The sequence below is a fragment of the Dactylosporangium aurantiacum genome (assembly GCF_000716715.1).
Classification (GTDB): Bacteria; Actinomycetota; Actinomycetes; order Mycobacteriales; family Micromonosporaceae; genus Dactylosporangium; species Dactylosporangium aurantiacum.
This window is the reverse complement of sequence record NZ_JNYJ01000019.1, coordinates 73663-99572: the sequence shown is the minus strand read 5'-3', so window position 1 is coordinate 99572 and position 25910 is coordinate 73663. Positions and strand designations below refer to the sequence as shown.

The 25910-nt window shown below is 77.0% G+C and carries 10 protein-coding genes; 9 read left to right on the top strand and 1 reads right to left on the bottom strand.

What is annotated here, in order from left to right; genetic code table 11:
- Positions 1-46 precede the first annotated feature (46 nt).
- Complete coding sequence (locus OP18_RS21710; protein WP_033360845.1) at positions 47-1132, top strand: NAD-dependent epimerase/dehydratase family protein; 1086 nt, start codon at positions 47-49, stop codon at positions 1130-1132.
- On the top strand, positions 1125-2435 hold the full coding sequence (rfbH, locus tag OP18_RS21705; RefSeq protein WP_033360811.1) for a lipopolysaccharide biosynthesis protein RfbH: 1311 nt from the start codon (positions 1125-1127) through the stop codon (positions 2433-2435). Before OP18_RS21710 ends, rfbH begins: the two co-directional genes overlap by 8 nt.
- 4 nt (positions 2436-2439) lie before the next feature.
- On the opposite strand, the gene OP18_RS21700 is transcribed toward rfbH, so the two are convergent.
- On the bottom strand, positions 2440-3645 hold the full coding sequence (locus tag OP18_RS21700) for a nucleotide disphospho-sugar-binding domain-containing protein (RefSeq protein WP_033360810.1): 1206 nt from the start codon (positions 3643-3645) through the stop codon (positions 2440-2442).
- 161 nt (positions 3646-3806) lie between these two features.
- On the opposite strand from OP18_RS21700, the gene OP18_RS21695 reads away from it, so the two are divergent.
- The 7 genes from OP18_RS21695 (at position 3807) to OP18_RS60745 (ending at position 25899) form a co-directional block, all read left to right on the top strand.
- Positions 3807-4736, top strand: coding sequence for a menaquinone biosynthetic enzyme MqnA/MqnD family protein (locus OP18_RS21695; RefSeq protein WP_081970979.1), 930 nt, complete (start codon positions 3807-3809; stop codon positions 4734-4736).
- A gap of 50 nt (positions 4737-4786) precedes the next feature.
- Complete coding sequence (gene mqnC, locus OP18_RS21690; protein WP_033360809.1) at positions 4787-5992, top strand: cyclic dehypoxanthinyl futalosine synthase; 1206 nt, start codon at positions 4787-4789, stop codon at positions 5990-5992.
- A 63-nt stretch (positions 5993-6055) separates the two neighbouring features.
- A complete protein-coding gene (locus OP18_RS21685) occupies positions 6056-6829 on the top strand; it encodes an NAD-dependent epimerase/dehydratase family protein (RefSeq protein ID WP_033360808.1) in 774 nt (257 codons plus the stop codon).
- 135 nt (positions 6830-6964) lie between these two features.
- The gene (locus OP18_RS21680; RefSeq protein ID WP_052387093.1) at positions 6965-14842 is read left to right on the top strand and encodes a non-ribosomal peptide synthetase; all 7878 of its coding nucleotides are present in this window, start codon (positions 6965-6967) and stop codon (positions 14840-14842) included.
- On the top strand, positions 14835-15590 hold the full coding sequence (locus OP18_RS21675; protein ID WP_052387092.1) for a thioesterase II family protein: 756 nt from the start codon (positions 14835-14837) through the stop codon (positions 15588-15590). The genes OP18_RS21680 and OP18_RS21675 overlap by 8 nt, the downstream gene beginning before the upstream one ends.
- Positions 15591-15631: 41 nt before the next feature.
- Positions 15632-15844 carry an MbtH family protein gene (locus OP18_RS21670; protein WP_033360807.1) on the top strand — a complete coding sequence of 71 codons (213 nt, stop codon included), beginning with the start codon at positions 15632-15634 and terminating at the stop codon, positions 15842-15844.
- Positions 15787-25899 (top strand): type I polyketide synthase, encoded by a 10113-nt coding sequence (locus OP18_RS60745; RefSeq protein WP_425388643.1) that lies wholly within the window; start codon positions 15787-15789, stop codon positions 25897-25899. Before OP18_RS21670 ends, OP18_RS60745 begins: the two co-directional genes overlap by 58 nt.
- Positions 25900-25910: the final 11 nt, after the last annotated feature.

Here is a 25910-nt window from a genome sequence, read left to right as displayed (position 1 = left end):
CCGGCCGCCCGACCGGGGCGCCGTCGGGGCCGTCGAGGAGGCCGTCATGCACACCACCGGGCCGACCCCGGATCCGGCGCCGCACGCGGTGGTGTTCGGCGCGACCGGATTCGTCGGGCGCAACATCACCAGGACCCTCCTCGAGGCCGGCTGGCGGGTCACCGCCGCCGTCCGCGACCCCGCGGCGGCCGGCCCGAGGCTCGACCCGGGCTGCCGCCCGCTGCGCTTCGACCCCGTCCGCGACCGCCCGGAGGACCTCGCCGGCGGGCTGCTGCGGGCCGGGCCCGACACGGTCGTCAACGCCGCCGGCGCGCTGTGGGGCGCCGCCGCGGCCGACGAGCACCAGCTGCACGACGGCAACGTGCTGCTGGTGCGGCGCCTGGTCGACGCCGTCGCCGCGCTGCCACCCCGCGCCGGTGCCGGCGGCGGAAGTGGGGTCCGGCTGGTGCACATCGGCTCCGCCTACGAGTACGGCGAGCAGCCGCCCGGCACGCCCCTCACGGAGGACCTCACCGAGCACCCCGTCAGCCGGTACGCGCGGACGAAGCTCGGCGGGACCCGCGCCGTCACCGGCGCCGTCGCCGCCGGCCGCCTCGACGGGGTCGTGCTGCGCATCTCCACCGCCGTCGGCCCGTGGGCACCCCCCGACGGCCTGCTCGGCGGGATCGCCTGGCGGCTCGCGGCGGCCGGCCCCGCCGGCCGGGCCGGCATCGAGCTGCCGCCGCTGGCCGGCGCCCGCGACTTCGTCGACGTCCGGGACGTCGCCGACGCCGTCCTGCGCGCCGCGACGGCCCGCCGGGTGCCCCCGGTCGTCAACATCGGCGGCGGGCGGCTGACCGCCGTCACCGACGCCGTGGACCTGCTGCTGCGGTGCGCCGGCGGCACCGCCCGCCCTTCCGGTCCGACCGCGCCGGGCGAACGCCGGGACGCGGGCATCACCGCACAGCCGCTCGACCTCGGCACGGCCCGGCGCGACCTGCGCTGGGCGCCGGCCCGGCCGCTCGCCGACGCCGTCACCGCCCTGTGGCTGCACGCGCGGGCGCACGGACCGGCACCACAGCCGGCCGGCCCAGGCGGCGCGACCGCCCCCCATCGACGCTCTGCACCGAACGGAGAACCCACGCATGGCTGACGAGGTCAAGCAGCTCATCCTGGAGCAGACCCGCAAACTCCACCGCGACCGGGCGGCGGCCGACCAGGGCTTCGTGCCGGGGGTCACGCCCATCATGCCGTCCGGCGCCGTCCTCGACGAGGACGACCGAGCCGCCCTGGTCGAACAGGCCCTGGAGATGCGCATCGCCTCCGGCGCGACCGCGCTGCGCTTCGAGCGGCTCTTCGCCCGGGCGATCGGCGTGCGCAAGGCGCACCTGACCAACTCCGGCTCCTCGGCCAACCTCCTCGCGGTCGCCTCGCTCGGCGCGCCGGAGCTCGGCGACCAGCGGCTGCGCCGCGGCGACGAGGTGATCACCGTCGCGGCCAGCTTCCCGACGACGGTGAACCCGCTGCTGCAGCACGGCCTCGTGCCGGTCTTCGTCGACGTGGACCTCGGCACCTACAACACCACCGTCGAGCGGGTCGAGGCGGCGCTGAGCCCGAAGACCCGCATGGTCATGATGGCGCACACGATGGGCAACCCGTTCCCCGTCGCGGAGATCCGGCAGCTGTGCAAGGACCGGGGCCTGTTCCTCGTCGAGGACAACTGCGACGCGGTGCTGTCCACGTACCAGGGCAGGATCACCGGCACGTTCGGCGACTACTCGACGGTCAGCTTCTACCCGGCGCACCACCTGACCATGGGGGAGGGCGGCTGCATCCTCACCGACAGCCTGGAGCTGGCGCGCATCACCGAGTCGATGCGGGACTGGGGCCGCGACTGCTGGTGCGAGCCGGGGCAGGACAACAAGTGCCTCAAACGGTTCGACTACCAGATGGGTGACCTGCCGTACGGCTACGACCACAAGTACATCTTCTCCCACGTCGGCTACAACCTGAAGGCGACGGACATCCAGGCCGCGCTGGGCCTGACCCAGCTGACCAAGCTCGAGGACTTCGTGGCCGCCCGCCGGCGCAACTGGCAGCGGCTGCGCGACGGCCTGGACGGCACGCCCGGCCTGCTGCTGCCGGAGGCGACCCCGGGCAGCGAGCCGAGCTGGTTCGGTTTCGTCATCACCCTCACCGCCGACGCCGGGTTCGAGCGGCGGGCGCTGGTGGACTTCCTGCAGTCGCGCAACATCGGCACCCGGCTGCTGTTCGCCGGCAACCTGGCCCGGCAGCCGGCGTACCGCGGCGAGCCGTACCGGGTGAGCGGCACCCTGGAGAACAGCGACATCATCACCGAGCGGACGTTCTGGATCGGCGTCTTCCCGGGCGTCACCGCCGAGATGATCGACTACATGGTGTCCTCGATCCGCGAGTTCGCGCAGCGCCGGCACTGAGCGCTCAACCCGCCGCGAGCTCCTCCAGGCGCGGCAGCACATCCACGGGGGTCGGCCGGCCGACCGCGGCCCGGCGCAGGCCGGCCGCGGCCCGGCGGTGCCCGGGAACCTCCAGCAGCGCCGCGACGGCGGCCCCGATCGTCTCCACCGTGGCGGTGTGCCCCGGCAGGTGCCGCCCGGCGCCGGACGCGGCGATCCGCCCGGCGAGGCACGCCTGCTCGCTGGCGAACGTGACGGCCAGCTGCGGGGTCCCGCTCACCAGCGCGGTCATCGCGCTGCCCGCGCCGCCGTGGTGCACGACCGCGTCGCACTCCGGCAGCAGCGCGTACAGGGGGCACCGCCGCAGCAGCCGCACGCCCGGCGGGACGGGGCCGAGCGCCTCCGCGTCCTCGCGGGTCGCGGTCAGCACTGTCTCCACGCCGAGGCCGGTGAGCGCGGCCACGATCGCCGGCAGCGCGTACGAACGCGGGCCGGTCATCGTGCTCAGCGCCGTGGACCAGGTGACGCACACCCGCTTCGACGCGCCCCGCGGCATCCCCGCCGGCGGCACGCCGGGACCGTTGTAGGGCACGTAGCGCACCGGCAGCCGCCGCGCGCGCACCGCCGGGGCCACCTCGTCCGGGCACGGGTCCAGGACGTGCCGGATCAGCTCGGGGCCGAACGGTCCGACGCCGTGCCGGGCGAACGAGTCGCCGAGGTCGTCGGGCAGGATGCGCACCGGCGCCGGCTCGTGCGTGCCCACCGGACCCCAGAGCGCGAGGACCGCCGGCACCCCCGTCACCAGCGCGGCGAGCAGGCCCTCGGTGCTCACCGGGTCGTGCACGACCAGGTCCGGGCGCCACTGCCGGGCGAAGCCCACGGCCGCGTCATGGGCGGCCGCGGACGCCTCGGCGAAGCCCGCCGCGTACGCCGCGGCGTCGTAATCGTCCAGTGTGGACATCGGCGCGCCGGTGACCGGGTGCAGCGGCGTCCACGGGTACGGCCACTGCCCCGCCAGGGCCTCCCGGACGTAGGAGAGCCGGTTGTGCACGGCCACCTCCATGCCGCCCGGCAGCGGCACCGGCGGCAGCCCCGCCCCGGCGACCGCCGCGGTCTGCGACGGCGCGCACAGCACCCGCAGCTCGTGCCCGGCGGCCTGCAGGGCCCAGCCGAGCGGCACCATCGCCGAGTAGTGGGTCGGCCAGGACGACACGGTGAACAGCACGCGCACCCGCCCAGGATGCCGCCGCGGCAAGGTCACGGGCCGGACACGGGCGAAGAACCCGGGAAACCCCCAGACTTCCGGTGCATGGCGGGTCCGGCACCCGCCCGGTGCTGGATAGTGACCGTCGTCCGCGGGTGCCTTCCGACCGTACCAACGCAGGAGTCGTGATGCCTGAACCGCTCGGCACCCTCACCGGGCCGACCCCGGCGAGCCCGTTCGCCAACGGCATCGCACCGGCCGGATGGCGCCGCCCGGTCCGCCCGCGCGTCGGGCACATCGAGTTCCTCAACTGCGTGCCGCTGTTCTGGGGCCTCGCCCGCACCGGCAGCCTGCTCGACCTCGACCTGCGCCGCGACAGCCCCGACGGGCTCAGCGACGCGCTGACCGCGGGCGAGCTGGACATCGGGCCGATCAGCCTGATGGAGTTCCTCAAGCACGCCGGCGAGCTCGTCGCCCTGCCCGACATCGCGGTGGGCAGCGACGGCCCGGTCATGTCGTGCCTCATCGTCAGCAAGGTGCCGCTCGACCAGCTCGACGGCGCGCCGGTGGCGCTCGGCTCGACCAGCCGCACCTCGGTCCGGCTGGCCGCGCTGCTGCTCAGCGACCTCGTCGGGGTGCGGCCACGGTACTTCGCGGCCCCGCCCGACCTGGACGTCATGCTGCAGGACGCGCCGGCGGCCGTCGTCATCGGCGACGTCGCGCTGCGCGCCGCGCTCGCCGACGCGCAGCGGCTGCGGCTGCACGTGTACGACCTCGGCGAGATGTGGCAGGAGTGGACGGGCCTGCCGTTCGTCTTCGCGGTCTTCGCCGCCCGCCGCGACTTCGTGGCCCGCGAGCCGCAGACCGTCCAGCGGGTGCACCAGGCGTTCCTGGCGTCGCGGGACCTGTCGCTGCGCGAGGTCGACGCCGTCTGCGAGCAGGCGGCCCGCTGGGAGCCGTTCGACGCGGCGATCCTGCGCCGGTACTACATGACGGCGCTCGACTTCAGCCTCGGACCGCGGCAGCTGGCCGGGATCGCCGAGTTCGCCCGGCGGGTCGGTGGCCCGGATGCCGGCTTCCCGCCGGACGTCGAGGTGCGGTTGCTGTCAACGCCGTGACCCGGGCCGGCCCGGCACACGGACATCGTCACTCCCCGAAAGGCTCTGCCATGTCCCGATCTGCCAGTGCGGTGCTCGACCGAGCCGCCGCAGGCGAACGCATCTCCGCCGAGGAGGCCCTGGAGCTGTACCGCTCGGCGCCGCTGCACGCCCTCGGCGCCGCGGCCGACACGGTGCGCCGCCGCCGGTACGCCGGCGTCGAGCACATCGCGACGTACATCATCGAACGCAACATCAACTACACCAACGTCTGCGTGACGGCGTGCAAGTTCTGCGCCTTCTACGCGCCGCCGAAGAGCGACAGGACCTGGGAGCGCGACCTCACCGACATCCTGCGCCGCTGCGCGGAGACCGTCGAGCTGGGCGGCACCCAGATCATGTTCCAGGGCGGCCACCACCCCGAGTACGGCGTCGAGTACTACGAGGGCATGTTCAAGGCCATCAAGGACGCCTACCCGTCGCTGGTCATCCACTCCCTCGGCGCCTCCGAGGTGCAGCACATGGCGAAGGTGTCCGGGGTCAGCCCGGAGGAGGCGATCCAGCGGATCAAGGCGGCCGGCCTCGACTCGTTCGCCGGCGCCGGCGCGGAGCTGCTGCCGGCGCGGGCCCGCACGGCGATCGCCCCGCTGAAGGAGAGCGGCGAGCGCTGGCTGGAGATCATGGAGATCGCGCACAACCTGGGCGTCGAGTCGACCTGCACGATGCTCATGGGCACCGGCGAGACCAACGCCGAGCGCATCGAGCACCTGCGGATGGTCCGCGACGTGCAGGACCGCACCGGCGGGTTCCGGGCGTTCATCCCGTACACGTACCAGCCGGAGAACAACAAGCTGCAGGGCCAGACGCAGGCGACCTCCCTGGAGTACCTGCGGATGATCGCCATCGCCCGGCTGTTCTTCGACAACGTCGCCCACATCCAGGGCTCGTGGCTGACGACCGGCAAGGAGATCGGTCAGCTGTCGCTGCACTACGGCGCCGACGACCTCGGCTCGGTGATGCTGGAGGAGAACGTGGTCTCCTCCGCCGGGGCGAAGCACCGCTCCAACCTGCTGGAGATGATCCACCTGATCCGGGCGTCGGGCCGGGTCCCGGCCCAGCGCAGCACCACCTACGAGCACCTGCGGGTGCTGGAGGACCCGGCCGACGACCCGGTCGACGAGCGCGTGGTGTCGCACCTGTCGTCCACCGCGGTCGAGGGCGGCGGAATCGGCGCGATCGCGCCCCAGCGGCTGTTGAAGGTGACACCGGTCGGATGAGCCGCGCGGGTGGCTGCCGCGGCGCAGGCAACCGGCCGGCGCCGGCCCGGTCGGGAGGACGACATGCAGATCATCGGTAACGGGTTCCTGGCCAGGAACCTCGACGCGGCGTTCGGCGAGCGGTTCCCGGAGGTGACGGCGCTCGCCGCCGGCGTGTCCAGCACCTCGGTCACCGACGCCGCCGCGTTCGACCGGGAGGCCGAGGTGCTCTACGCGGCCCTGCGGGGGTGCGTGGCGCAGGGCCGGACGCTGCTGTACTTCTCCACCGCGTCGTTCGCGATGTACGGCCACACCGCCGCCCCCGCGACGGAGGACGGCCCGCTGTTCCCGCCGTCGGCCTACGGCCGGCACAAGCTCGCCCTGGAGGCCTGCGTGCGGGCGTCCGGGGCGCGCCACGTCGTGCTGCGGCTCAGCCACGTCGTCGGCCCGCACCAGCGGCCGCACCAGCTGCTGCCGGCGATCGTGCGGCAGGTCGGCAGCGGCACCGTCACCGTGTACCGCGGGGCGCACCGCGACCTGCTCGACGCCCGCGACCTGATGCACGTCATCGACCGGATCCTCGTCGCCGACCCCGGCGACGTGGTCGTCAACGTCGCCTCCGGGCGGCCGCTGCCGGTCGAGGAGATCGTCGACGGCGTCGCGGCACGCCTCGGCGCCGCCCCGGACCGGGTCTACTCGACGGGTCCGCTCGCCCGCACCGAGGTGTCCCTGGAGCGCCTGCGCGCGCTCGTGCCCGACTTCGGCACCGCCGGCCCGGTCGCCCCCGGCGACCCTGGCTACCTCGGCATGCTGCTGGACCGCTACCTGGACCGGCCGGTGGCGGCTCCGGCGCGCTGAACGGGCAGCCGCTCGAGCAGCGGGCCGGCCGGCTTCGGGGAAGGGGCCGCCGGCCCGCGGCGCGGCGAAGTTTGAGGATTGTGCTAGGCCCCGCCGCCTACGGTCAGTCGCGGGCACCATCGAGACGGGGGACCTGTGCAGCCGACCGACGACGCGACGACGAGCGACCTGGAAGCCTCGGTCGACCGGCTGCTGACGGTGCACGCGAGGGTCATGACCCACGTGTCCGCGCTGATCGGCGCGGCCGGCGAGCAGCCCGCACCGCCGCCGACGCCCCCGCCGACGCCCCCGCCGACGGTGGCGGAGCCTTACCCGCTGTCGTCGACGCAGCGCGAGATCTGGTTCCTCGACCAGCTCGGCGACGCGTCCTCACAGGCGTACAACGAGACCGCGCTGCTGGACCTCGCCGGCCCGCTCGACGTGGGCACGCTGCGCCGGGCCCTCGACGCGGTCGTGGCCCGGCACGACAGCCTGCGGACCGTGTTCGCCGCCGACGGCTCCTGGCAGCGGGTGCTGCCGCCCGCGCCGGTCGAGCTGCCCGTCGTGGACGTGGCCGGCGACGGCACCGCATGGCTGCGGGAACGGGTGCGCGAGACGTTCGACCTGACCACCGGGCCGCTGCTGCGCGCCGCGCTGCTGCGCCTCGGCCCCGAGCACCACCAGCTGCACCTGCTCGTGCACCACAGCGTCATCGACGGCTGGTCGTTCGTGGTCGTCATCGACGAGCTGCTGCGCCTGTACGAGCAGCACCGCACCGGCGTCCCCGCCGGGCTGGCCGCCGCACCGGCCTACCGCGACCACGTCGCGCGCCAGGCCGCCCGCCGCGCCGGCCCGGCCGGGCAGGCGGCGGCCGCGTACTGGACCGACCGGTTCCGCGGCCCGCGGCCCGTGCTGCAGCTGCCGCTGGACCGCCCCCGCCCCGCCCGCGGCGCCGGCCCGGCCGCCCGCATCGAGCTGGCCCTCGACCCGGCCGTCGCGGTCCGCGCCGCCGCCCGCGCCCGGGAGCTGCACACGACCCTGTTCACGGTGCTGTTCACCGCGTACGCGCACCTGCTGCACCGGCTCACCGGCGACGACGACGTGGTCGTGGGCATCCCGGTGGCGCAGCGCGACCACCCCGGCGCGGACGTGCTCGTCGGGCACTGCAACACGGTGCTGCCGGTCCGGCTGGTCCGCGACCGCGCCGCCACCGTCGCCGAGCAGGTCCGGGCCGTCCAGCAGGCCCTCGTCGGCGCCTACGGCCACCCCGACTTCAGCGTCGAGCTGCTGCGCGAGGACGGTGTCGAGCCGGCGCCGCTGCTGCGCACGTTCTTCAACCTGGACCGGGCCCGGGTCATGCCGCACCCGACCGGCCTGCACGCGTCGGTGCTGACCCCGCCCGCGGCCGTGGCGAAGGTCGACCTGTTCGTCGACATGCTCATCGTCGAACGGGACCTCACCGTCGTCTTCGAGTACGACACGGCCCTGTTCGACGCGGTGACCGTGCACGGCTTCGCGGCCATGTACGAGCACGCGCTGCGCGGGCTGACCGCGGACCCCGGCGGCCGCGCCGACGGCATCGAGCTGACCCCGCCGGCGCAGCGCCGGCAGCTGCTCGCCGCCGGCCGTGGACCCGTCACCGGGCCGGACCCGGCGCGCAACGTGCTGGAGCTGATCGAGGCCCGGGTCGCGGCGGACCCGGCCGCGACCGCGGTCGTCCACGGCGGCGAGCGGCTGTCCTACGCGGACCTGGACGCCCGCGCCGAGGCCCTCGCCCGGCGGCTGCGCCGGCACGGCGCCGGGCCGGGGGAGCGCGTCGGCGTGCTCCTGCCCCGCTGCGCCGACCTGGTCGTCGCGGTGCTCGGCGTGTGGAAGGCCGGGGCGGCGTTCGTCGCGCTCGACCCGGACCAGCCCGCCGCCCGCCGCGCCGCCGTCGCCGCCGACACCGGGGTCCGGCTCGCGGTCACCACGACCGCCCTGGCCGGCGAGTTCGACGGCGCCACCGTCGCCGTCGACGACCTCGCGGCCGAGCCCGGCGGGGCACGGCTGCCCCGGCGGGTCGAGGGTGCCCTCGCCTACGTCATCTCCACGTCCGGCTCGACCGGCCGGCCCAAGGGCGTCATGGTCGCCGACGACGCGCTGCTGGCCGTGCAGCGCGGCTGGGACGTGGCGTACCGGCTGCCGGGCCGGGTCACGTCGGTGCTGCAGATGGCGAACTTCGGCTTCGACGTCTTCGTCGGCGACCTCACCCGCGCCCTGTGCAACGGCGCCCGGCTCGTGCTGTGCCCGCGCGACCTGCTGCTGCAGCCGGAGCACCTGCTGGAGCTGCTGCGCCGGGAGGCGGTCGACTGCGCCGAGTTCGTGCCGCTGGTCGCCCGGCGCCTCGCCGGGCACGCCGCCGCGACCGGCGCCCGCCTCGACGGGCTTCGGCTGCTCATCGTCGGCTCCGACCTGGTGCACGCCGGCGACCTGGTGCGGCTGCGGGCACTGCTCGGCCCCGACGGGGAGGTCGTCAACTCCTACGGCCTGACCGAGGCCACCATCGACAGCACCTACCTCGTCCACGACCGGCCGGAGGACGGGGCCGACGACGACGGCGGGCTGTGCCTCATCGGCGGGCCGTACCCCAACGCCGAGGCGTACGTGCTCGACGACGACCTGCGCCCCGTCCCCGTCGGCGTGCCCGGCATGCTGTACGTCGGCGGCGGCCTCGCCCACGGCTACGCCGGCCGGCCCGGCCTGACCGCCGCCGCGTTCGTCCCGCACCCGTACGCGTCCCGGCCCGGCGCCAGGCTGTACCGCACCGGAGACCTGGCCCGCTACCGCCGCCGCGGCGACGGCCTCACCATCGAGTACCTCGGCCGCCGCGACCAGCAGGTGAAGATCCGCGGCTACCGCATCGAGCTCGGCGAGGTCGAGGCGGCGGTGCGCGCGGTCACCGGCGCCACCGAGGTCGTCGTGCTGCCGGTCCGCGGCGACACCGACGGCGACGACCGGCTCGTCGCGCACGTCGCCGGGTCCGCCGCGCCCGGACAGCTCGCCGACTGGCACGACCGGCTCGGCACCCGCCTGCCGCGGTACATGGTCCCCGACGGCTACGTGCTGCACGCCGCCCTGCCGGCCGGCGCCAACGGCAAGGTCGACCGGGCGGCGCTGCTGGCCCGCGGCGCCGACGGCGTCCAGTCCGCCCGGCGCGACCACGTCGCCCCTCGCACCGACCTCGAGCGGCGCCTCGCCGCCGTGTGGTCCGACGTGTTCGGCCGCGAACGGATCGGCGTCGAGGACGACTTCTTCGCCCTCGGCGGGCACTCGCTGCTGGCGACCCGGCTGGTCAGCCGGGTCCGCGCGGCGCTGGGCCTGGAGCTGACGATCCGGGCGCTGTTCGAGACCCCGACGATCGCGGGCATCGCCCGCGGCCTGGACGCCGCGCTCGACGCCGCCCTGGACGCCGGCCGCGGCCGGCTCGTCGACGGGGTCAGGCCCGCGCTGACCGCCACCGGCCGCCCGCCGGCCGTGCCGCTGTCCCCGGCGCAGCAGCGGCTGTGGTTCCTGCACGAGTTCGAGGGGCCCGCCGACACGTACCACATCCCGCTCGTGCTGCGGCTCACCGGCCCGCTGGACACCGACGCGCTGCGGGCCGCGTTCCACGACGTCGCCGGCCGGCACGAGACGCTGCGCACGACGGTGCGCACCGTCGACGGCACCGCCGTGCAGCAGGTCGAACCCGCCGGCACCGTCCGCGTGCCGTTCACGACCCGGTCCGTGCACCCCGGCGACCTGCCCGCCGCGGTCGCTTCGGCCACCGCCGAGCCGTTCGACCTCACCACCGAGCCGCCGCTGCGGGTGCACCTGTTCGCGCTCGGCGCCGGCGAGCACGTCGTCGTCGCCGTGCTGCACCACATCGCCGCCGACGCCTGGTCGATGGCGCCGCTGGCCCGCGACCTCACCGCCGCCTACGCCGCCCGCCGCGAGGGGACCCCGCCGCGGTGGGCGCCGCTGCCGGTCCAGTACGCCGACTACACCCTGTGGCAGCAGCGGCTGCTCGGCGCCGACGGCGACCCCGGCAGCCTGCTGAGCCGGCAGGTCGCGTACTGGCGCACCGCCCTCGCCGGCGCGCCCGCCGCCCTCGAACTGCCCGGCGCGGGCACCGGCGCGCCCGGCGGCGGCGCCGACGTGCGGTTCACGGTCGAGCCGGCGCTGCACGCCGCCCTGGCCCGGCTGGCCCGCGACGGCCGCGGCAGCGTCTTCATGGTCGTGCAGGCCGCCCTCGCCGCGCTGCTCACCGCGCTCGGCGCCGGCACCGACATCCCCATCGGCAGCCCCGTCGCCGGCCGCCTCGACGACGCCCTCGACGACCTCGTCGGCTTCTTCGTCAACACCCTCGTGCTGCGCACCGACACCTCCGGCGACCCGACCTTCCGGCAGCTGCTGGACCGGGTCCGCGACACCGACCTGGCCGCGTACGCGCACCAGGACGTCCCGTTCGAGCACCTGGTGCTCGCCCTGAACCCGCCCCGGGTCGAGGGCCGCCACCCGCTGTTCCAGGTGATGCTGGTCGCCGACGGCACCGAGCAGGTGCACGCCGAGCTGCCCGGCCTGCGGGTCAGCGAGGAGCCGGCACCGCCGACGACCGCCAAGTTCGACCTGGTCCTGGTGCTGCGGGAGCGGTACGGCCCCGGTGGGCACTGCGACGGCATCCGCGCCGACCTGCGCTACCGCACCGACCGGTTCGACCACGCCGACGCCACCCGGCTCGCCGGCCGCCTCGTGCGGGTCCTCACCGCCGTCGCCGCGGACCCCGACGTGCGCTGCGCCGACCTGGACGTGACGGACCCCGCCGAACGCGACCTGGTCCTGCACACCTGGGCGGGCGCGCCCCCGCTGCCGCCGCAGGGCCCGACGACGCTGCCGGACCTCGTCGCGGCGCAGGTCCGGAAGACCCCGCAGGCGGTCGCCCTCGACGGCGCCGGCGGCCGGGTCACCTACGCGGAACTGGACGCGCGCGCCGACCGGCTCGCCGCCCGGCTGCGCGCCGCCGGCGCCGGCCGCGACGGGCGGGTCGCCCTGGCCCTGCCCCGCGGCGCGGACCTGGTCGTGGCGGCGATTGCCGCCGGCCGGGCCGGCGCGGCGTTCGTGCCCGTCGACCTCGACGCGCCCGCGGCCCGTATCGCGGTGCTGTTGCGGGACGCCCGGCCCGCCGTCACGGTCACCGACGCGGCGCACCGCGACCTGCTGCCCGACGGCCCGGTCGTGCTCGCCGCCGACACCGGCGACCTCGCCGCGCCCGCGCTGCCGCCCGCCGCGCCGCTGCCGGCCGACGAGGCGTACGTGCTGTACACGTCCGGCTCCACCGGCCGGCCGAAGGGCGTCGTCGTGCCGCACCAGGCGGTCGTCAACACCCTGCGCTGGTACGTCGACACCGCCCCCGTCACCCCGTCCGACCGGGTGCTGTTCAAGACCCCGCTCACCTTCGACCCGGCGCTGCTGGAGCTGTTCGGCACACTCGCCGCCGGCGCGACCGTCGTCCTGGCCGACCCCGACGGGCACCGCGACCCGCACTACCTGGCCCGCACGATCGAGGACTTCGCGGTGACGTCCGTGAAGTTCGTGCCGACCACGCTGCGGCAGTTCCTCGACGTCATCGACGCCGGCCGGTGTACGACCCTGCGCCGCGTCCTCTGCGGCGGCGAGGCGCTGCCCGCCGAGCTCGCCGGCCGCTGCCTGGACCTGCTCGACGTCGAGCTGCTCAACCTGTACGGGCCGACCGAGACGGCGATCGAGGCGACCGCCTGGCGGACCCGCCGCGGCCCGCTGCCGCGCCACGTGCCGATCGGCCGGCCGATCCGCAACGCCCGCGCCTACGTGCTCGACGAGCGGCTCCGGCCGGTCCCGCCGGGCGCCGCCGGTGAGCTGTACCTCGCCGGGGCCGGGCTCGCCCACGGCTACCTCGACCGGCCCGGCGCGACCGCCGCCGCGTTCGTCCCCGACCCGTTCGGCCCGCCCGGCACGCGGCTGTACCGCACCGGCGACCTGGTCCGCTGGAGCGACGACGGGCAGCTGCTGTTCCTGCGCCGCACCGACACCCAGGTGAAGCTGCGCGGCGTGCGGATCGAGCCCGGTGAGGTCGCCGCGGCGCTGCGGGAACTGCCCGGCGTCCTCGACGCGGCCGTGCTCGTGCGCCGGATCGACGGGGAACCGGCGCTCGTCGGGTACGTCGCCCACGGCACCGCCCCGGCACCGCAGGCCGCAGCCCTGCTCAGACGGCTGCGGGCGGTGCTGCCGGCGGCCATGGTGCCGGCCCGGCTCGTGCCCATGCCCGCGCTGCCGGCGCTGACCAGCGGCAAGACCGACGAGCGGGCCCTGGCGGAGACGCCGCTGCAGCCGGTCAGCGCCACCTACGTGGCGCCGCGCACCCCCGCCGAGGCCGCCATGCTGCGGGTCTGGGAGGAGGTCCTGGACCGGGCCGGCATCGGCGTCGAGGACGACTTCTTCACCCTCGGCGGCCACTCCATGCTCGCCACCCGGCTCGTCGCCCGCCTCCGCGCCGACCTCGGCGTCGAGGTGCCGGTCCGGGCGGTCTTCGAGGCGCCGACCCCGGCCCTGCTCACGGCCCGCCTCGACGGCGCGGCCGGCAGCACCCGGCCGCCGCTGGTCGCCGCGCCGCGGCCCGACCTGGTGCCGCTGTCCTTCGCCCAGCAGCGCCTGTGGTTCCTGTACCGGCTGACCGGCCCCAGCGCCACGTACAACGTGCCGCTGACGATCCGGCTCACCGGCACCCTGGACACCGCCGCCCTCGCCGGGGCGCTGCGCGACGTCGTCGCCCGGCACGAGAGCCTGCGCACCACGGTCGTCGAGGTCGACGGCGTCGCCGCCCAGCGGATCGTGCCGGCGGCCGACGCCGCGGTGGACCTCACCGTCACCGACGGCGGGGACGTCGACGCCGCGCTGGCCGGCGCCGCCGCCACCACCTTCCGCCTCGAGCAGGACCTGCCGGTGCGCGCCTGGCTGCTGCCGGCGGGCCCCGGCGAGCACGTGCTGAGCCTGGTGCTGCACCACATCGCCTGCGACGGCTGGTCGATGGTGCCGCTCGCCACGGACCTCGCGCACGCCTACGCCGCCAGGGCCGCCGGCAACCGGGTCCGGTGGGAGCCGCTGCCGGCCCAGTACGCCGACTACACCCTGTGGCAGCAGCGGCTGCTCGGCGACCCGCGCGACCCGCGCAGCGTGCTGTCGCGGCAGACCGCCTACTGGCGGCGGGCCCTCGCCAAGGCTCCGGCGGAGCTGGCGCTGCCGTTCGACCGGCCGCGCCCCGCCGTGCCGAGCTCCGCCGGCCGCGGCGTCCGCTTCACCGTGCCCGCCGCGGTCCACGACGGCATGGCGACGCTCGCCCGCGGGCACCGGGCCAGCGTCTTCATGGTCGCTCAGGCGGCCCTCGCCGCGCTGCTCACCGGCGCCGGCGCCGGCACCGACATCCCGCTCGGCACGCCCGCCGCCGGCCGCACCGACCCGGCCCTCGACGACCTCGTCGGCATCTTCGTCAACACCGTCGTGCTGCGCACCGACACCTCCGGCGACCCGGCCTTCACCGAGCTGCTCGCCCGGGTCCGCGACTGGAACCTCGCCGCCTACGCCCACCAGGACGTGCCGTTCGACCACCTGGTGCGGGCGCTGAACCCGGCGAGGTCCGGCGCCCGGCACCCCCTGTTCCAGGTGATGATCGTCGCCGACGACACCGACCGCGGCGCGCTGGAGCTGCCCGGCCTGCGGATGCGGATCGAGCCGGCCCCGTCGACGACGGCGAAGTTCGACCTCAACCTGATGCTGCGGGAGCGGCTCGGCCCCGACGGCGCCTGCCTCGGCGTCGACGGCCTGCTCGAGTACAGCGTGGACCTGTTCGACGACGCGACCGTCGCCCGGCTCGCCGAGCGGTACACGGCGCTGCTCGCCGAGGTCGTCGCCGACCCGCAGGCCCGCTGCTGCCGCCCCTTCGATGTCCGCAACGCCTCCGCGAAGACGGTGACCGCTGGTGAGTGACCTCATGCCCAACCCCTGGCTGCCGAACCGGCGGCGCGCGGGCGACACCGTGCTGCGGGTGTTCTGCTTCCCGCACGCCGGCGGCGCCGCGTCGGCGTTCCGGACCTGGCAGCAGCACCTGCCGTACGGGCTGGAGGTGTGCCCGGTCCAGCTGCCCGGCCGCGAGTCCCGCTTCGGTGAGCCGCTGCCGACCGGCGTCGTCGACCTCGTCCCCGACCTCGCCGACGCGCTGCTGCCGGCGCTGGACGTGCCGTTCGCGTTGCTGGGCAACAGCATGGGCGCGCTCGTCGCGTACGAGCTGGCCCGGCACCTGCGCCGCGACTACCTGCTGTCCCCGACCCGGCTGGTGGTCGCCGGGGCGAAACCGCCCGGCGGCGCCGCCCTGATGCCGCCGCTGAGCCACCTGCCGGACCTCGAGTTCGGCCGGGCGATGCAGGCCCGGCACGGCGGCATCCCCGCCGAGGTGCTCGACGACCCGCAGGTCGCCGCGATCTACCTGCCGGTGCTGCGGGCCGACATGGCGATGGTCGAGGGCTACGTCCCCGCGCCCGGGCCGCCGCTCACCTGCCCCGTCAGCGCCTACGTCGGCGCCGGCGACACCATCAGCGGCCCCGAGGACGTCGACGGCTGGGCGGCGGTGACCACCGGCCGCTTCGACCGCCGGGTGCTGCCCGGCGACCACTTCGCGGTCCTCGGCCACGCCGAGCTCGTCCTCGGCCGGCTCGCCGACGAGCTCGCCCTGCGCTGACCACCCCCCCCGACCCACCCGACCCAGGGAAGGACACCGACATGGCCGACGACGACGAGACCCGCCGCTACAGCGTGGTGGTCAACGACGAGGAGCAGTACTCGATCTGGCCCGACGGCCGCGACGTGCCCGCCGGCTGGCGGGAGACCGGCTTCGTCGGCACGAAGGACGAGTGCCTCGCCCACGTCGACGAGGTGTGGACCGACATGCGGCCGCTGAGCCTGCGCCGCGCCATGGAACACCAGGACGTCTGAGCGTCCCGTCCCGCGAACCGCCGCGGCCCGCCCGGGCCGCGGGCCCCTCACCGAAGGCGGTGCAGCCCATGGCGCCCGAGCGCTCCCTCGACGATCAGCCCTCGTTGGTTTCGCGGCTGCGCGCCGCGGGCGACGCCGACCGGGACCGGATACTGCTCGACCTGGTCCGCGCCGCGGTCGTCGCCGCCACCGGCAAGCCGGGACCGGTCGCGGCCGGGCTCGCCTTCCGGCAGCTCGGTGTGTACCGGGCCATCGGCACCCGGCTGCGGGAGGAGCTCGCCGCGGCCACCGGCGTGCGCATCCCCGCCACCCTGCTGTTCGACTACCCGACCCCGGCCGCCGTCGCCGCGTTCCTGCGCGCCGAGCTGCTCGGCGAGGCCCGCGACGAGTCCCGCGACGGGCCGGCCCCGGCCGCCGCCGACGCCGGCGACCCGGTCGTCATCGTCGGCATGAGCTGCCGGTACGCGGGCGGCGTCGACACCCCGGAGGCGCTGTGGCGGCTCGTGGCGGCCGGCGCCGACGCGGTGACGACGTTCCCGACCGACCGCGGCTGGCCGGCCGACCTCTACGACCCGGACCCCGACGCGGTCGGCCGGTGCTGCACCCGGCACGGCTCGTTCCTGCACGACGCCGCCGAGTTCGACCCGGCGTTCTTCGGCATCAGCCCGCGCGAGGCGCTCGGCATGGACCCGCAGCAGCGGCTGCTGCTGGAGGTCGCGTGGGAGGCCCTCGAGTCGGCCCGCATCGACCCGCTGTCGATGGCCGGCCGGCCCGGCGGCGTCTACGTCGGCGTGCCCTACACCCACTACGGCCCGGCACTGCACCGCCCCGCCGACGGCATGCACGGCTACCTGCTGACCGGCAGCCTCACCAGCGTCGCGTCCGGCCGGGTCGCCTACACCCTCGGCCTGGAGGGGCAGGCGGTCACCGTCGACACCGCCTGCTCGTCGTCGCTCGTCGCGCTGCACCTGGCGACGCGGGCGCTGCGCGGCGGCGAGTGCGAGCTGGCCCTCGTCGGCGGCGTCACCGTCATGTCGACCCCCGGCGTGCTGATGGAGTTCAGCCGCAAGCGGGGACTGTCACCGGACGGGCGCTGCAAGGCGTTCTCCGACGACGCCGACGGGACCGGCTGGGGCGAGGGCGCCGGCATGCTCGTGCTGGAGCGGCTGTCCACCGCGCGGGCCCGCGGCCACCGGGTCCTCGCCGTGGTGCGCGGCTCCGCGCTCAACCAGGACGGCGCGTCCAACGGGCTGACCGCGCCGAACGGCCCGTCGCAGCAGCGGGTCATCCGCGCTGCGCTCGCCGACGCCGGGCTGGCACCGGGCGACGTCGACGCCGTCGAGGCGCACGGCACCGGCACGGCCCTCGGCGACCCGATCGAGGCGCAGGCGATCCTCGCCACCTACGGCCGGGGGCGCGACGACCGCGACCCGCTGTGGCTGGGGTCGCTCAAGTCGAACGTCGGGCACACCCAGGCCGCCGCCGGTGTCGGCGGCGTCATCAAGATGATCCTCGCGATGCGGCACGGCGTGCTGCCGCGGACCCTGCACGTCTCGGCGCCCTCCACCCACGTCGACTGGTCCGCCGGCCGGGTCGAGCTGTTGCGCGAGGTGGTCCCGTGGCCGCGGACCGGCCGCCCACGCCGCGCCGCCGTGTCGTCGTTCGGCGTCTCCGGCACCAACGCGCACGTGATCCTGGAGGCCCCGGCCGCGGCGGACACCGACCTCGTGGAGCCCGCGTCGGTGGAGCCAGGCCTTGCGGAGTCCGTGTCTGCGGAGTCCGCGCCGGTCGCGGCCGGGCCGGTGCCGATCGTGGTCTCCGGGCGCGGCGACGCGGCGCTGCGGGCGCAGGCCGGCCGGCTCGCCGCGCACCTCGACGCCCACCCGCGGCTCGACCTCGCCGCCGTCGGCTGGTCGCTGGCCAGCACCCGGGCCGCCCTGTCGCACCGCGCCGCGGTCGTCGGCGCCGACCACGACAGCGTCCGCGCGCAGCTGCGGCAGCTCGCCGACGGCACCGCGCCGGGCGCCGCCGCCCGCCCCGGCGGCAAGGTCGCCTTCGTGTTCCCCGGCCAGGGCTCGCAGTGGCCCGGCATGGCCGTGCGCCTGCTGGACACCGACCCGGCGTTCGCCGCGACGATCGCGTCGTGCGAGGCGGCGTTCGCCCCGTACGTGGACTGGTCGCTCACCGGCGTCCTGCGCGGCGCGCCCGGCGCGGCCCCGCTCGGCCGGGTCGACGTCGTCCAGCCGGTGCTGTTCGCGGTGATGGTCGCGCTCGCCGCTGCCTGGCGGGCCGCCGGCGTCGAACCCGACGCCGTCGTCGGGCACTCCCAGGGTGAGATCGCCGCCGCGTACGTCGCCGGGGTCCTCTCCCTCGACGACGCCGCCCGGGTCGTGACGCTGCGCAGCCAGGCCCTGTCGGCGCTGGCCGGCGGGGGCGGCATGCTGTCGGTGGCGGAGCCCGCCGGCGACGTCGCCCGGCGGCTCGCCCCGTGGGCCGGCCGGATCGGCGTCGCGGCGGTCAACGGCACCACGTCCACGGTGGTGTCCGGCGAGCCCGGCGCGCTGGACGAGCTCACCGCGGTGTGTGCGGCGGCAGGTGTACGGACGAAGCGCGTCGACGTCGACTACGCCTCCCACGGCGTGCAGGTGGAGGCGATCCGGGACCGGCTCCTGGAGGTGCTCGGCCCGGTGGCGCCCCGGCCGGCACGGGTGCCGATGCACTCGACGGTCGGCGCCGACCTCGACGGCGTGACCGTCGGCGACGCCGGGTACTGGTACCGCAACCTGCGCCACACCGTCGAGTTCGCCGGCGCCGTCCGCGACCTCGCCGAGGCGGGCGTCACCACGTTCATCGAGGTCAGCGCCCACCCGGTGCTCACCGTCGGCATCCAGGAGACGCTGGAGGCCGCCGCCGCCGACGCGTTCGTCACCGGGACCCTGCGCCGCGACGACGGCGGCCGGGACCGGTTCCTCGCCGCGCTCGGCGCCGTCTGGGCGCACGGCGCGGCCGTCGACTGGACCGGCGTCTTCGGCCCCGCCCCGCGCACCGTCGACCTGCCCACGTACGCGTTCCAGCGGCAGCGGTACTGGCTGGAGGCGCCGCTGCTGCAGGACCCGACGGCCACGGGCCCGGCCGGCGCCGTCGACGCCGAGTTCTGGGCTGCCGTCGAAACCGGCGACGCGGCCGGGCTCGCCGGGGTCCTCGCCACCGACGCCGGCGCCGTCGCCACCGTGCTGCCCGCCCTGCGCACCTGGCACGAGCGGCGGGCCGTCCGCGGCACGGTCGACGGGTGGCGGTACAAGATCCGCTGGGACGCGCTGCCCGAGCCGGCCGCCGCCACGCTCACCGGCGACTGGCTGCTGGTGCACCCGGACACGCCGACCACCGGGACGCTCACCGAGGCCGTCGCGGCGGCGCTGACCGCGCACGGCGCGACCGTGCGCCCCCTCGCCGTCGACCTGCCCGGCACCGACCGCCCGGCCCTCGCCGCCCTGCTCCGCGAGGCGCTGCCCGCCCCCGTCGCCGGGGTGCTGTCGCTGCTCGCCACCGGCGACGACGGCACACCCACCCCGGTGCCCGCCGGCGCGGCCGGCACCCTGCTGCTCGTGCAGGCCCTCGCCGACCTCGGCGTCGCCGCGCCGCTGTGGTGCGTGACCCGCGGCGCGGTCGCCGTCGACGGCGAGCGGCCCGCCGCGCCCGCGCAGGCGCAGACGTGGGGCCTCGGCCGGGTCGCGGCCCTGGAGCACCCGCGCACCTGGGGCGGCCTCATCGACCTGCCGGCCACCGACCTCGACGACCGCGCCGCCGCCAGGCTGTGCGCGGTGCTCGCCGGGGGCGGCGCGCTCGCGGGCGAGGACCAGGTCGCGGTGCGGGCCACCGCCGTCCTCGGCCGGCGGCTGGTGCCGGCCGGGACCGGCACCGCGGCACCCGCCCGCACCTGGCGCCCGTCCGGGACCGTCCTGGTCACCGGCGGCACCGGCGCGCTCGGCGGGCACGTGGCCCGCTGGCTCGCCGCGGCCGGCGCCCGCCGGCTGGTGCTCACCAGCCGCCGCGGCGCGGACGCACCCGGCGCGGACGCCCTCGTCGCCGAGCTCGCCGCCGCCGGCTGCGCGGCGACGGTGGTCGCCTGCGACGTCGCCGACCGCGACGCCGTCGCGGCGCTCGTCGCCGGCTGCGCCGGGCAGGGCGAGCCGATCACCGCCGTCATGCATACCGCCGGCGTCGCCGACCTGGCCGCACTGCCCGACCTGACCGTCGACGGGATGGCGGCCGTCGCCGCCGGGAAGGTCGCCGGCGCGCTGCACCTGGACGCCCTGCTGGACCGCGCCACCCTCGAGGCCGTCGTCTACTTCTCCTCGATCGCCGCCGTCTGGGGCGTCGCCGACCACGGCGCGTACGCGGCCGCGAACGCCCACCTCGACGCCCTCGCCGAGCAGCAGCGCGCCGACGGCGTCGCCGCCCACTCGATCGCGTGGGGCCCGTGGGCCGGTGGCGGCATGATCGCCGACTCCCTCGCCGACACGCTGCGCCGCCGCGGCGTCCCGCTCATCGACCCCGAGCCGGCGATGCACGCCCTGCAGCAGGCGCTCGACCACGACGACACCGCCGTCGCGGTCGCCGACGTCGACTGGGAGCGCTTCGCCGCCGTCTTCGGCAGCGCCCGGCCCAGCCCGCTCATCAGCGCGCTGCCGCAGCTGCGCCGGCCGCAGCAGGAGCCGGCCGCGCCGGGCGGTGCGGCGGCCGGCGGCGACCTCGCCCGCCGCCTGGCCGGGCTCGGCGCCGCCGAGCGGGACCGGGCCCTGCTCGACCTGGTCCGGGGCCAGGTGGCCCGGGTTCTCGGGCACGCGTCCACGGCCACCGTCGAGAGCTCCCGGGCCTTCATGGAGCTCGGCTTCGACTCGCTGTCGGCGGTCGAGCTGCGGAACGGGCTCAACGCCGCGACCGGGCTGCGCCTGCCCGCCACCGCGGTGTTCGACCACCCGACCCCGGCGCACCTGGCCCGGTTCCTGCACGCCGAGCTGTTCGGCACGGCCGGTGCGGCGCCCGCGGCGGTGCCCGTCGCCGCCGTCGACCGCGACGACCCGGTCGTCATCGTCGGCATCGGCTGCCGGTACCCGGGCGGCGTGCGCGGCCCGCAGGACCTGTGGCGGGTCGTCGCGGACGAGGTCGACGCCGTCGGCGGGATGCCCACCGACCGGGGCTGGGACCTCGCCGCCCTCTACGACCCGGACCCCGACCACGCCGGCACCACGTACGTGCGGCGCGGCGGCTTCCTCTACGACGCGGCGGACTTCGACCCCGAGGCGTTCGGCATCAGCCCCCGCGAGGCGGTCGCCATGGACCCGCAGCAGCGGCTGCTGCTCGAGGTCGCCTGGGACGCCACCGAACACGCCCGGATCGCCCCGACGTCGCTGCGCGACAGCCGGACCGGCGTCTTCGTCGGCATGGCCGACCAGGCGTACGGCTCCCGGCTGCAGGCCGGCGGGCGGGGCACCGAGGGCCTGGAGGGCTACCTCGTCACCGGCGGCGCGTCGAGCGTCGCGTCTGGCCGGGTCAGCTACGTGCTGGGACTGGAAGGCCCGGCGGTCACCGTCGACACCGCGTGCTCCTCGTCGCTGGTCGCGCTGCACCTGGCGGTGGAGTCGCTGCGCCGCGGCGAGTGCGACCTGGCCCTCGCCGGCGCCGCGATGGTGATGTCGACCCCGGCCCAGTTCGTCGGCTTCAGCCGCCAGCGCGGCCTCGCCCGCGACGGGCGGTGCAAGGCGTTCGGCGCCGGCGCCGACGGGTTCGGCCTCGCCGAGGGCGCCGGCATGCTGATGCTGGAGCGGCTGTCCGACGCCCGAGCCAACGGTCACCGGGTCCTGGCCGTGGTGCGCGGCAGCGCGGTCAACTCCGACGGCGCCTCCAACGGCCTCACCGCACCCAACGGCCCCTCGCAGCAGCGGGTGATCCGCGCCGCCCTCGCCGACGCCGGCCTCGGCCCCGCCGACGTCGACGCCGTCGAGGGCCACGGCACCGGCACCCTGCTCGGCGACCCGATCGAGGCGCAGGCGCTGCTCGCCACGTACGGCGCCGGCCGCGACCCGGCGCAGCCGCTGTGGCTGGGCTCGCTGAAGTCCAACGTCGGGCACACGCAGACGGCGGCCGGCATCGGCGGCGTCATCAAGATGGTCCTGGCGATGGAGCACGGGATGCTGCCCAGGACCCTGCACGCCGACGAGCCGTCGCCGCACGTCGACTGGTCGTCCGGCACCGTACGGCTGCTGGACCGGGCCCGGCCGTGGCCGACGGGCGGGCGGCCCCGCCGCGCCGGGGTGTCGTCCTTCGGCATCAGCGGCACCAACGCCCACGTGATCCTGGAGGAGCCACCCGCCGCAGCGCCGCCGCCGCCGCCACCCGCCACCGAACCCGCGACCGCCGAACCCACCGCCGAACCCACCGCCGAACCCACCGCCGAACCCACCGCCGAACCCACCGCCGGACCCACCGCCGGACCCGCCGATCCGGCCGCCGCCGAGGCAGCCGCGTTCGAGCCGCCGGTCGCCGGCGGGCCGGTGCCGGTGGTGGTCTCCGCGCACGGCGCCGCGGCGCTCGCCGCCCAGGCGGGCAGGCTGCGGGAGATGGTCGACGGGCCGCAGCACCGTACCGGCGCCGCGGCGGACCTCGCCGACGTCGCGTGGTCGCTGCTCACCACGCGGGCCGCCCTGCCGCACCGCGCCGTCGTCCTCGGCCGCGACCGCGCCGGCGTCCTGGAAGGGCTCGCCGCGCTCGCGGCCGGCGACGCGACCGCCGGGCAGGACGGCGTCGTGCGCGGCGTCGCCGACGTCGACGGCCGGATCGTGTTCGTCTTCCCCGGCCAGGGCGCCCAGTGGACCGGGATGGCGGCCGGCCTGCTCGACGCCGCGCCGGTCTTCGCCGCGTCGGTGCGGGCGTGCGAGGAGGCCCTGGCGCCGTTCGTGGACTGGTCCCTGACCGCGGTCCTGCGCGGTGAGGACGGTGCGCCCGGCCTCGACCGGGTCGACGTCGTGCAGCCCGCGTCGTGGGCGGTGATGGTCTCCCTGGCCGCGCTGTGGCGCTCGTACGGGGTGCGGCCCGACGCCGTCGTCGGCCACTCGCAGGGCGAGATCGCCGCCGCGTACGTCGCCGGGATGCTCAGCCTGCCCGACGCCGCCCGGATCGTCGCGGAGCGCAGCAAGGCGATCGTCGCGCTGGCCGGCGGGGGAGCGATGGCCTCGGTCGCGCTGCCGGTCGCCGCCGTGCGGGACCGCATCGCCGCCGCCGGCGCCGGCGGGGTCAGCGTCGCCGTGGTCAACGCGCCGACGGCGGTCGTCGTCGCCGGCGACGTCGCCGCCGTGCACGGGTTCGTCGCCGGCTGCGCCGCCGACGGGGTGCGGGCCCGGCTCGTCGAGGTCGACTACGCGTCGCACTCGCCGCAGGTCGAGTCGATCGAGGCGGCGCTGCGCGAGGCGCTCGCCCCGGTCCGCGGCGTCCCCGGCACGGTGCCGATGCTGTCGACCGCGACGGGGGAGTGGCTCGCGGGCCCGCAGCTGGACGCCGGCTACTGGTACCGCAACCTGCGCGAGCCGGTCCGGTTCGCCGAGTGCGTGCAGCGGCTCGTCGAGGACGGCTACCGGGCGTTCGTGGAGTGCAGTCCGCACCCGGTGCTCACCGTGCCGGTCCAGGAGACCGCCGACGCCAGCACCGACGGCGCCTGCGTGGTCGTCGGGTCGCTGCGCCGCGGCGACGGCGGACCCGACCGTTTCGCCCGCTCCGTCGCGGAGCTGTACGTGCGCGGCGGCGCGGTCGACTTCACACCGCTGCTCGGCACCGGCCGCACGGTCGTGGACCTGCCGACGTACGCCTACCAGCGGCGCCGCTTCTGGCTCGACACACCGGCCGGCACCGCGCCGGCCGCCGGGGCGCCCGCCGACGAGCGGTTCTGGGCCGCGGTCCGGCGCGGCGACGTCGCCGGCCTGGCCGGTGCCACGTCGGCCGACCCCGCCGCGCTCGCCGCCGTCCTGCCGGCGCTGCGCACCTGGCACGAGGAGGCCGCGGTGCGGGCCGCCGTCGACGAGCTGCGGTACGCCGTGCGCTGGGACCCGCTCGCCGAGCCCGTCACCGTCGCGCTCACCGGCCGCTGGCTGGTCGTGGCGGCCGGCGACGACCAACCAGGCACCGTCGACGGCCCGGCCGACGCGGTCCTCGCCGCGCTCGCCGCGCACGGCGCCCAGGCCCGGCTGCTGCGGCTGCCGCCGGGCGAGGCCGACCGGGGCAGGATCGCCGAGCGGCTGCGCCCACTCGCGGACGCTGCGGTCGACGGCGTGGTGTCGCTGCTCGCCTGGGACGAGGCGCCGCACCGCGCGGTGCCGGAGCTGCCCGCCGGCCTGGCCGCCACCGTCGGCCTGGTGCAGGCACTGCACGACGAGGGTGTCGGCGCGAAGCTGTGGTGCGTGACCGGCGGGGCGGTCTCCGTCGGCGCCGGCGACCTGCTGCACCGCCCCGTCCAGGCGCAGGTGTGGGGCCTGGGCGTGGTCGCCGGTCTCGACGACCCGGACGGCTGGGGCGGCCTGGTCGACCTGCCGTCCACGGTGGACGGCGCGGCGGCCGCGCGGCTGTGCGCCGTGCTGGCCGGCATCGGTGACGAGGACCAGGTCGCGATCCGCGCCGACGGGATCTACGGCCGCCGGCTGGCCCGCGCCCCGCTCGCCGCCGACGGGCCGCGCCGGCCGTGGCGCCCGCGTGGCACGGTGCTGGTGACCGGCGGCACCGGGGCGCTCGGCGGGCACGTGGCCCGCTGGCTCGCCCGGGCCGGCGCGACCCGGCTGGTGCTGACCAGCCGCCGCGGGATGGCGGCGCCCGGCGCCGCGCAGCTCGTCGCCGAGCTCGCCACGCTCGGCGCCGAGGCGACCGTGGTGGCCTGCGACGTCGGTGACCGCGAGGCGCTGCGCCGGCTGCTGGCCGACCTGCCGGCGGGCGCGCCGCTCACCGCGGTGGTGCACGCGGCCGGGGTGCCCGGGCAGGAGCGGCCGCTGACCGGCACGGACCTCGAGGACATGGCCGCGGTCCTGCGGGGCAAGGCCGCCGGGGCGGCGAACCTGGACGCGCTGCTGGCGGCGGTCCCGCTCGACGCGTTCGTCATGTTCTCCTCCGGCGCCGGCGTCTGGGGCAACCTCGGCCAGGCGGCGTACGCGGCGGGCAACGCCTACCTCGAGGCGCTGGCCCGGCACCGGCGGCACCGCGGCCAGGCCGCGACCTGCATCGCGTGGGGCGCCTGGGAGACCGGCGGCATGGTCGACGCGGGCGAGTCCGCGCGGCTCGCCGGGCACGGGGTCCTCGGCATGGACCCGCGGCACGCGGTCGCGGCGCTGCGCGACGCGGTCGAGCACGGTGCGGCGGCGCTGGTCGTGGCCCGCGTCGACTGGCCCAGGTTCGCCGCGCTGTACTCGATGGCGCGGCACCGACCGCTGCTGGACGGGCTGCCCGAGGCGTCCCCCGCCGCCGCGGCCACCGCCACCGGTGAGCCGGAGCCCGGCGGGCAGCGGCCGGAGCCGGCGCGGCGGCTGCTCGGCCTCGCCGCCGACGAGCGGCAGCGGGAGCTGGTGCACCTGGTCCGCAGCCACGCCGCGGGCACCCTCGGCCACGCCACCCCGGACGCGGTCCCCGCGTCGCGACCGTTCCGGGAGCTCGGCTTCGACTCGCTGACCGCGGTCGACCTGCGCAACAAGCTCACCGCGGTGACCGGGCTGCGCCTGCCGGTGACGGTGGTGTTCGACCACCCGACGCCGGCGGCGCTCGCCCGGCACCTCAACACGGCGCTCGCGCCCGACGGCGGTGACGACCCCCTGGCGGCGCTGGACGCGCTCGCGGCGGCGCTGCCCGCCGGCGACGTGGACCCGGACACCCGGCGGCGGGTCGCCGACCGGCTGCGCAACCTGCTGCGCCGCTGGGACGACGGGCCGGCGGACGGACCCGGGGACGGGCCGGGGGACGGGCTGGACGACGCCGACGACGAGGCGATGTTCGACCTGATCGACCGCGAGCTCGGCCTCACCTGACCGGTGCCCGG

What these genes read in the sequence shown, in the direction of transcription:
- OP18_RS21670 (WP_033360807.1), top strand. Translation starts at nt 15,632, where the DNA reads ATGGCCGACGACGACGAGACCCGCCGCTACAGCGTGGTGGTCAACGAC.
- mqnC (WP_033360809.1), top strand. Translation starts at nt 4,787, where the DNA reads ATGTCCCGATCTGCCAGTGCGGTGCTCGACCGAGCCGCCGCAGGCGAA.
- OP18_RS21685 (WP_033360808.1), top strand. Translation starts at nt 6,056, where the DNA reads ATGCAGATCATCGGTAACGGGTTCCTGGCCAGGAACCTCGACGCGGCG.
- OP18_RS21710 (WP_033360845.1), top strand. Translation starts at nt 47, where the DNA reads ATGCACACCACCGGGCCGACCCCGGATCCGGCGCCGCACGCGGTGGTG.
- OP18_RS21695 (WP_081970979.1), top strand. Translation starts at nt 3,807, where the DNA reads ATGCCTGAACCGCTCGGCACCCTCACCGGGCCGACCCCGGCGAGCCCG.
- rfbH (WP_033360811.1), top strand. Translation starts at nt 1,125, where the DNA reads ATGGCTGACGAGGTCAAGCAGCTCATCCTGGAGCAGACCCGCAAACTC.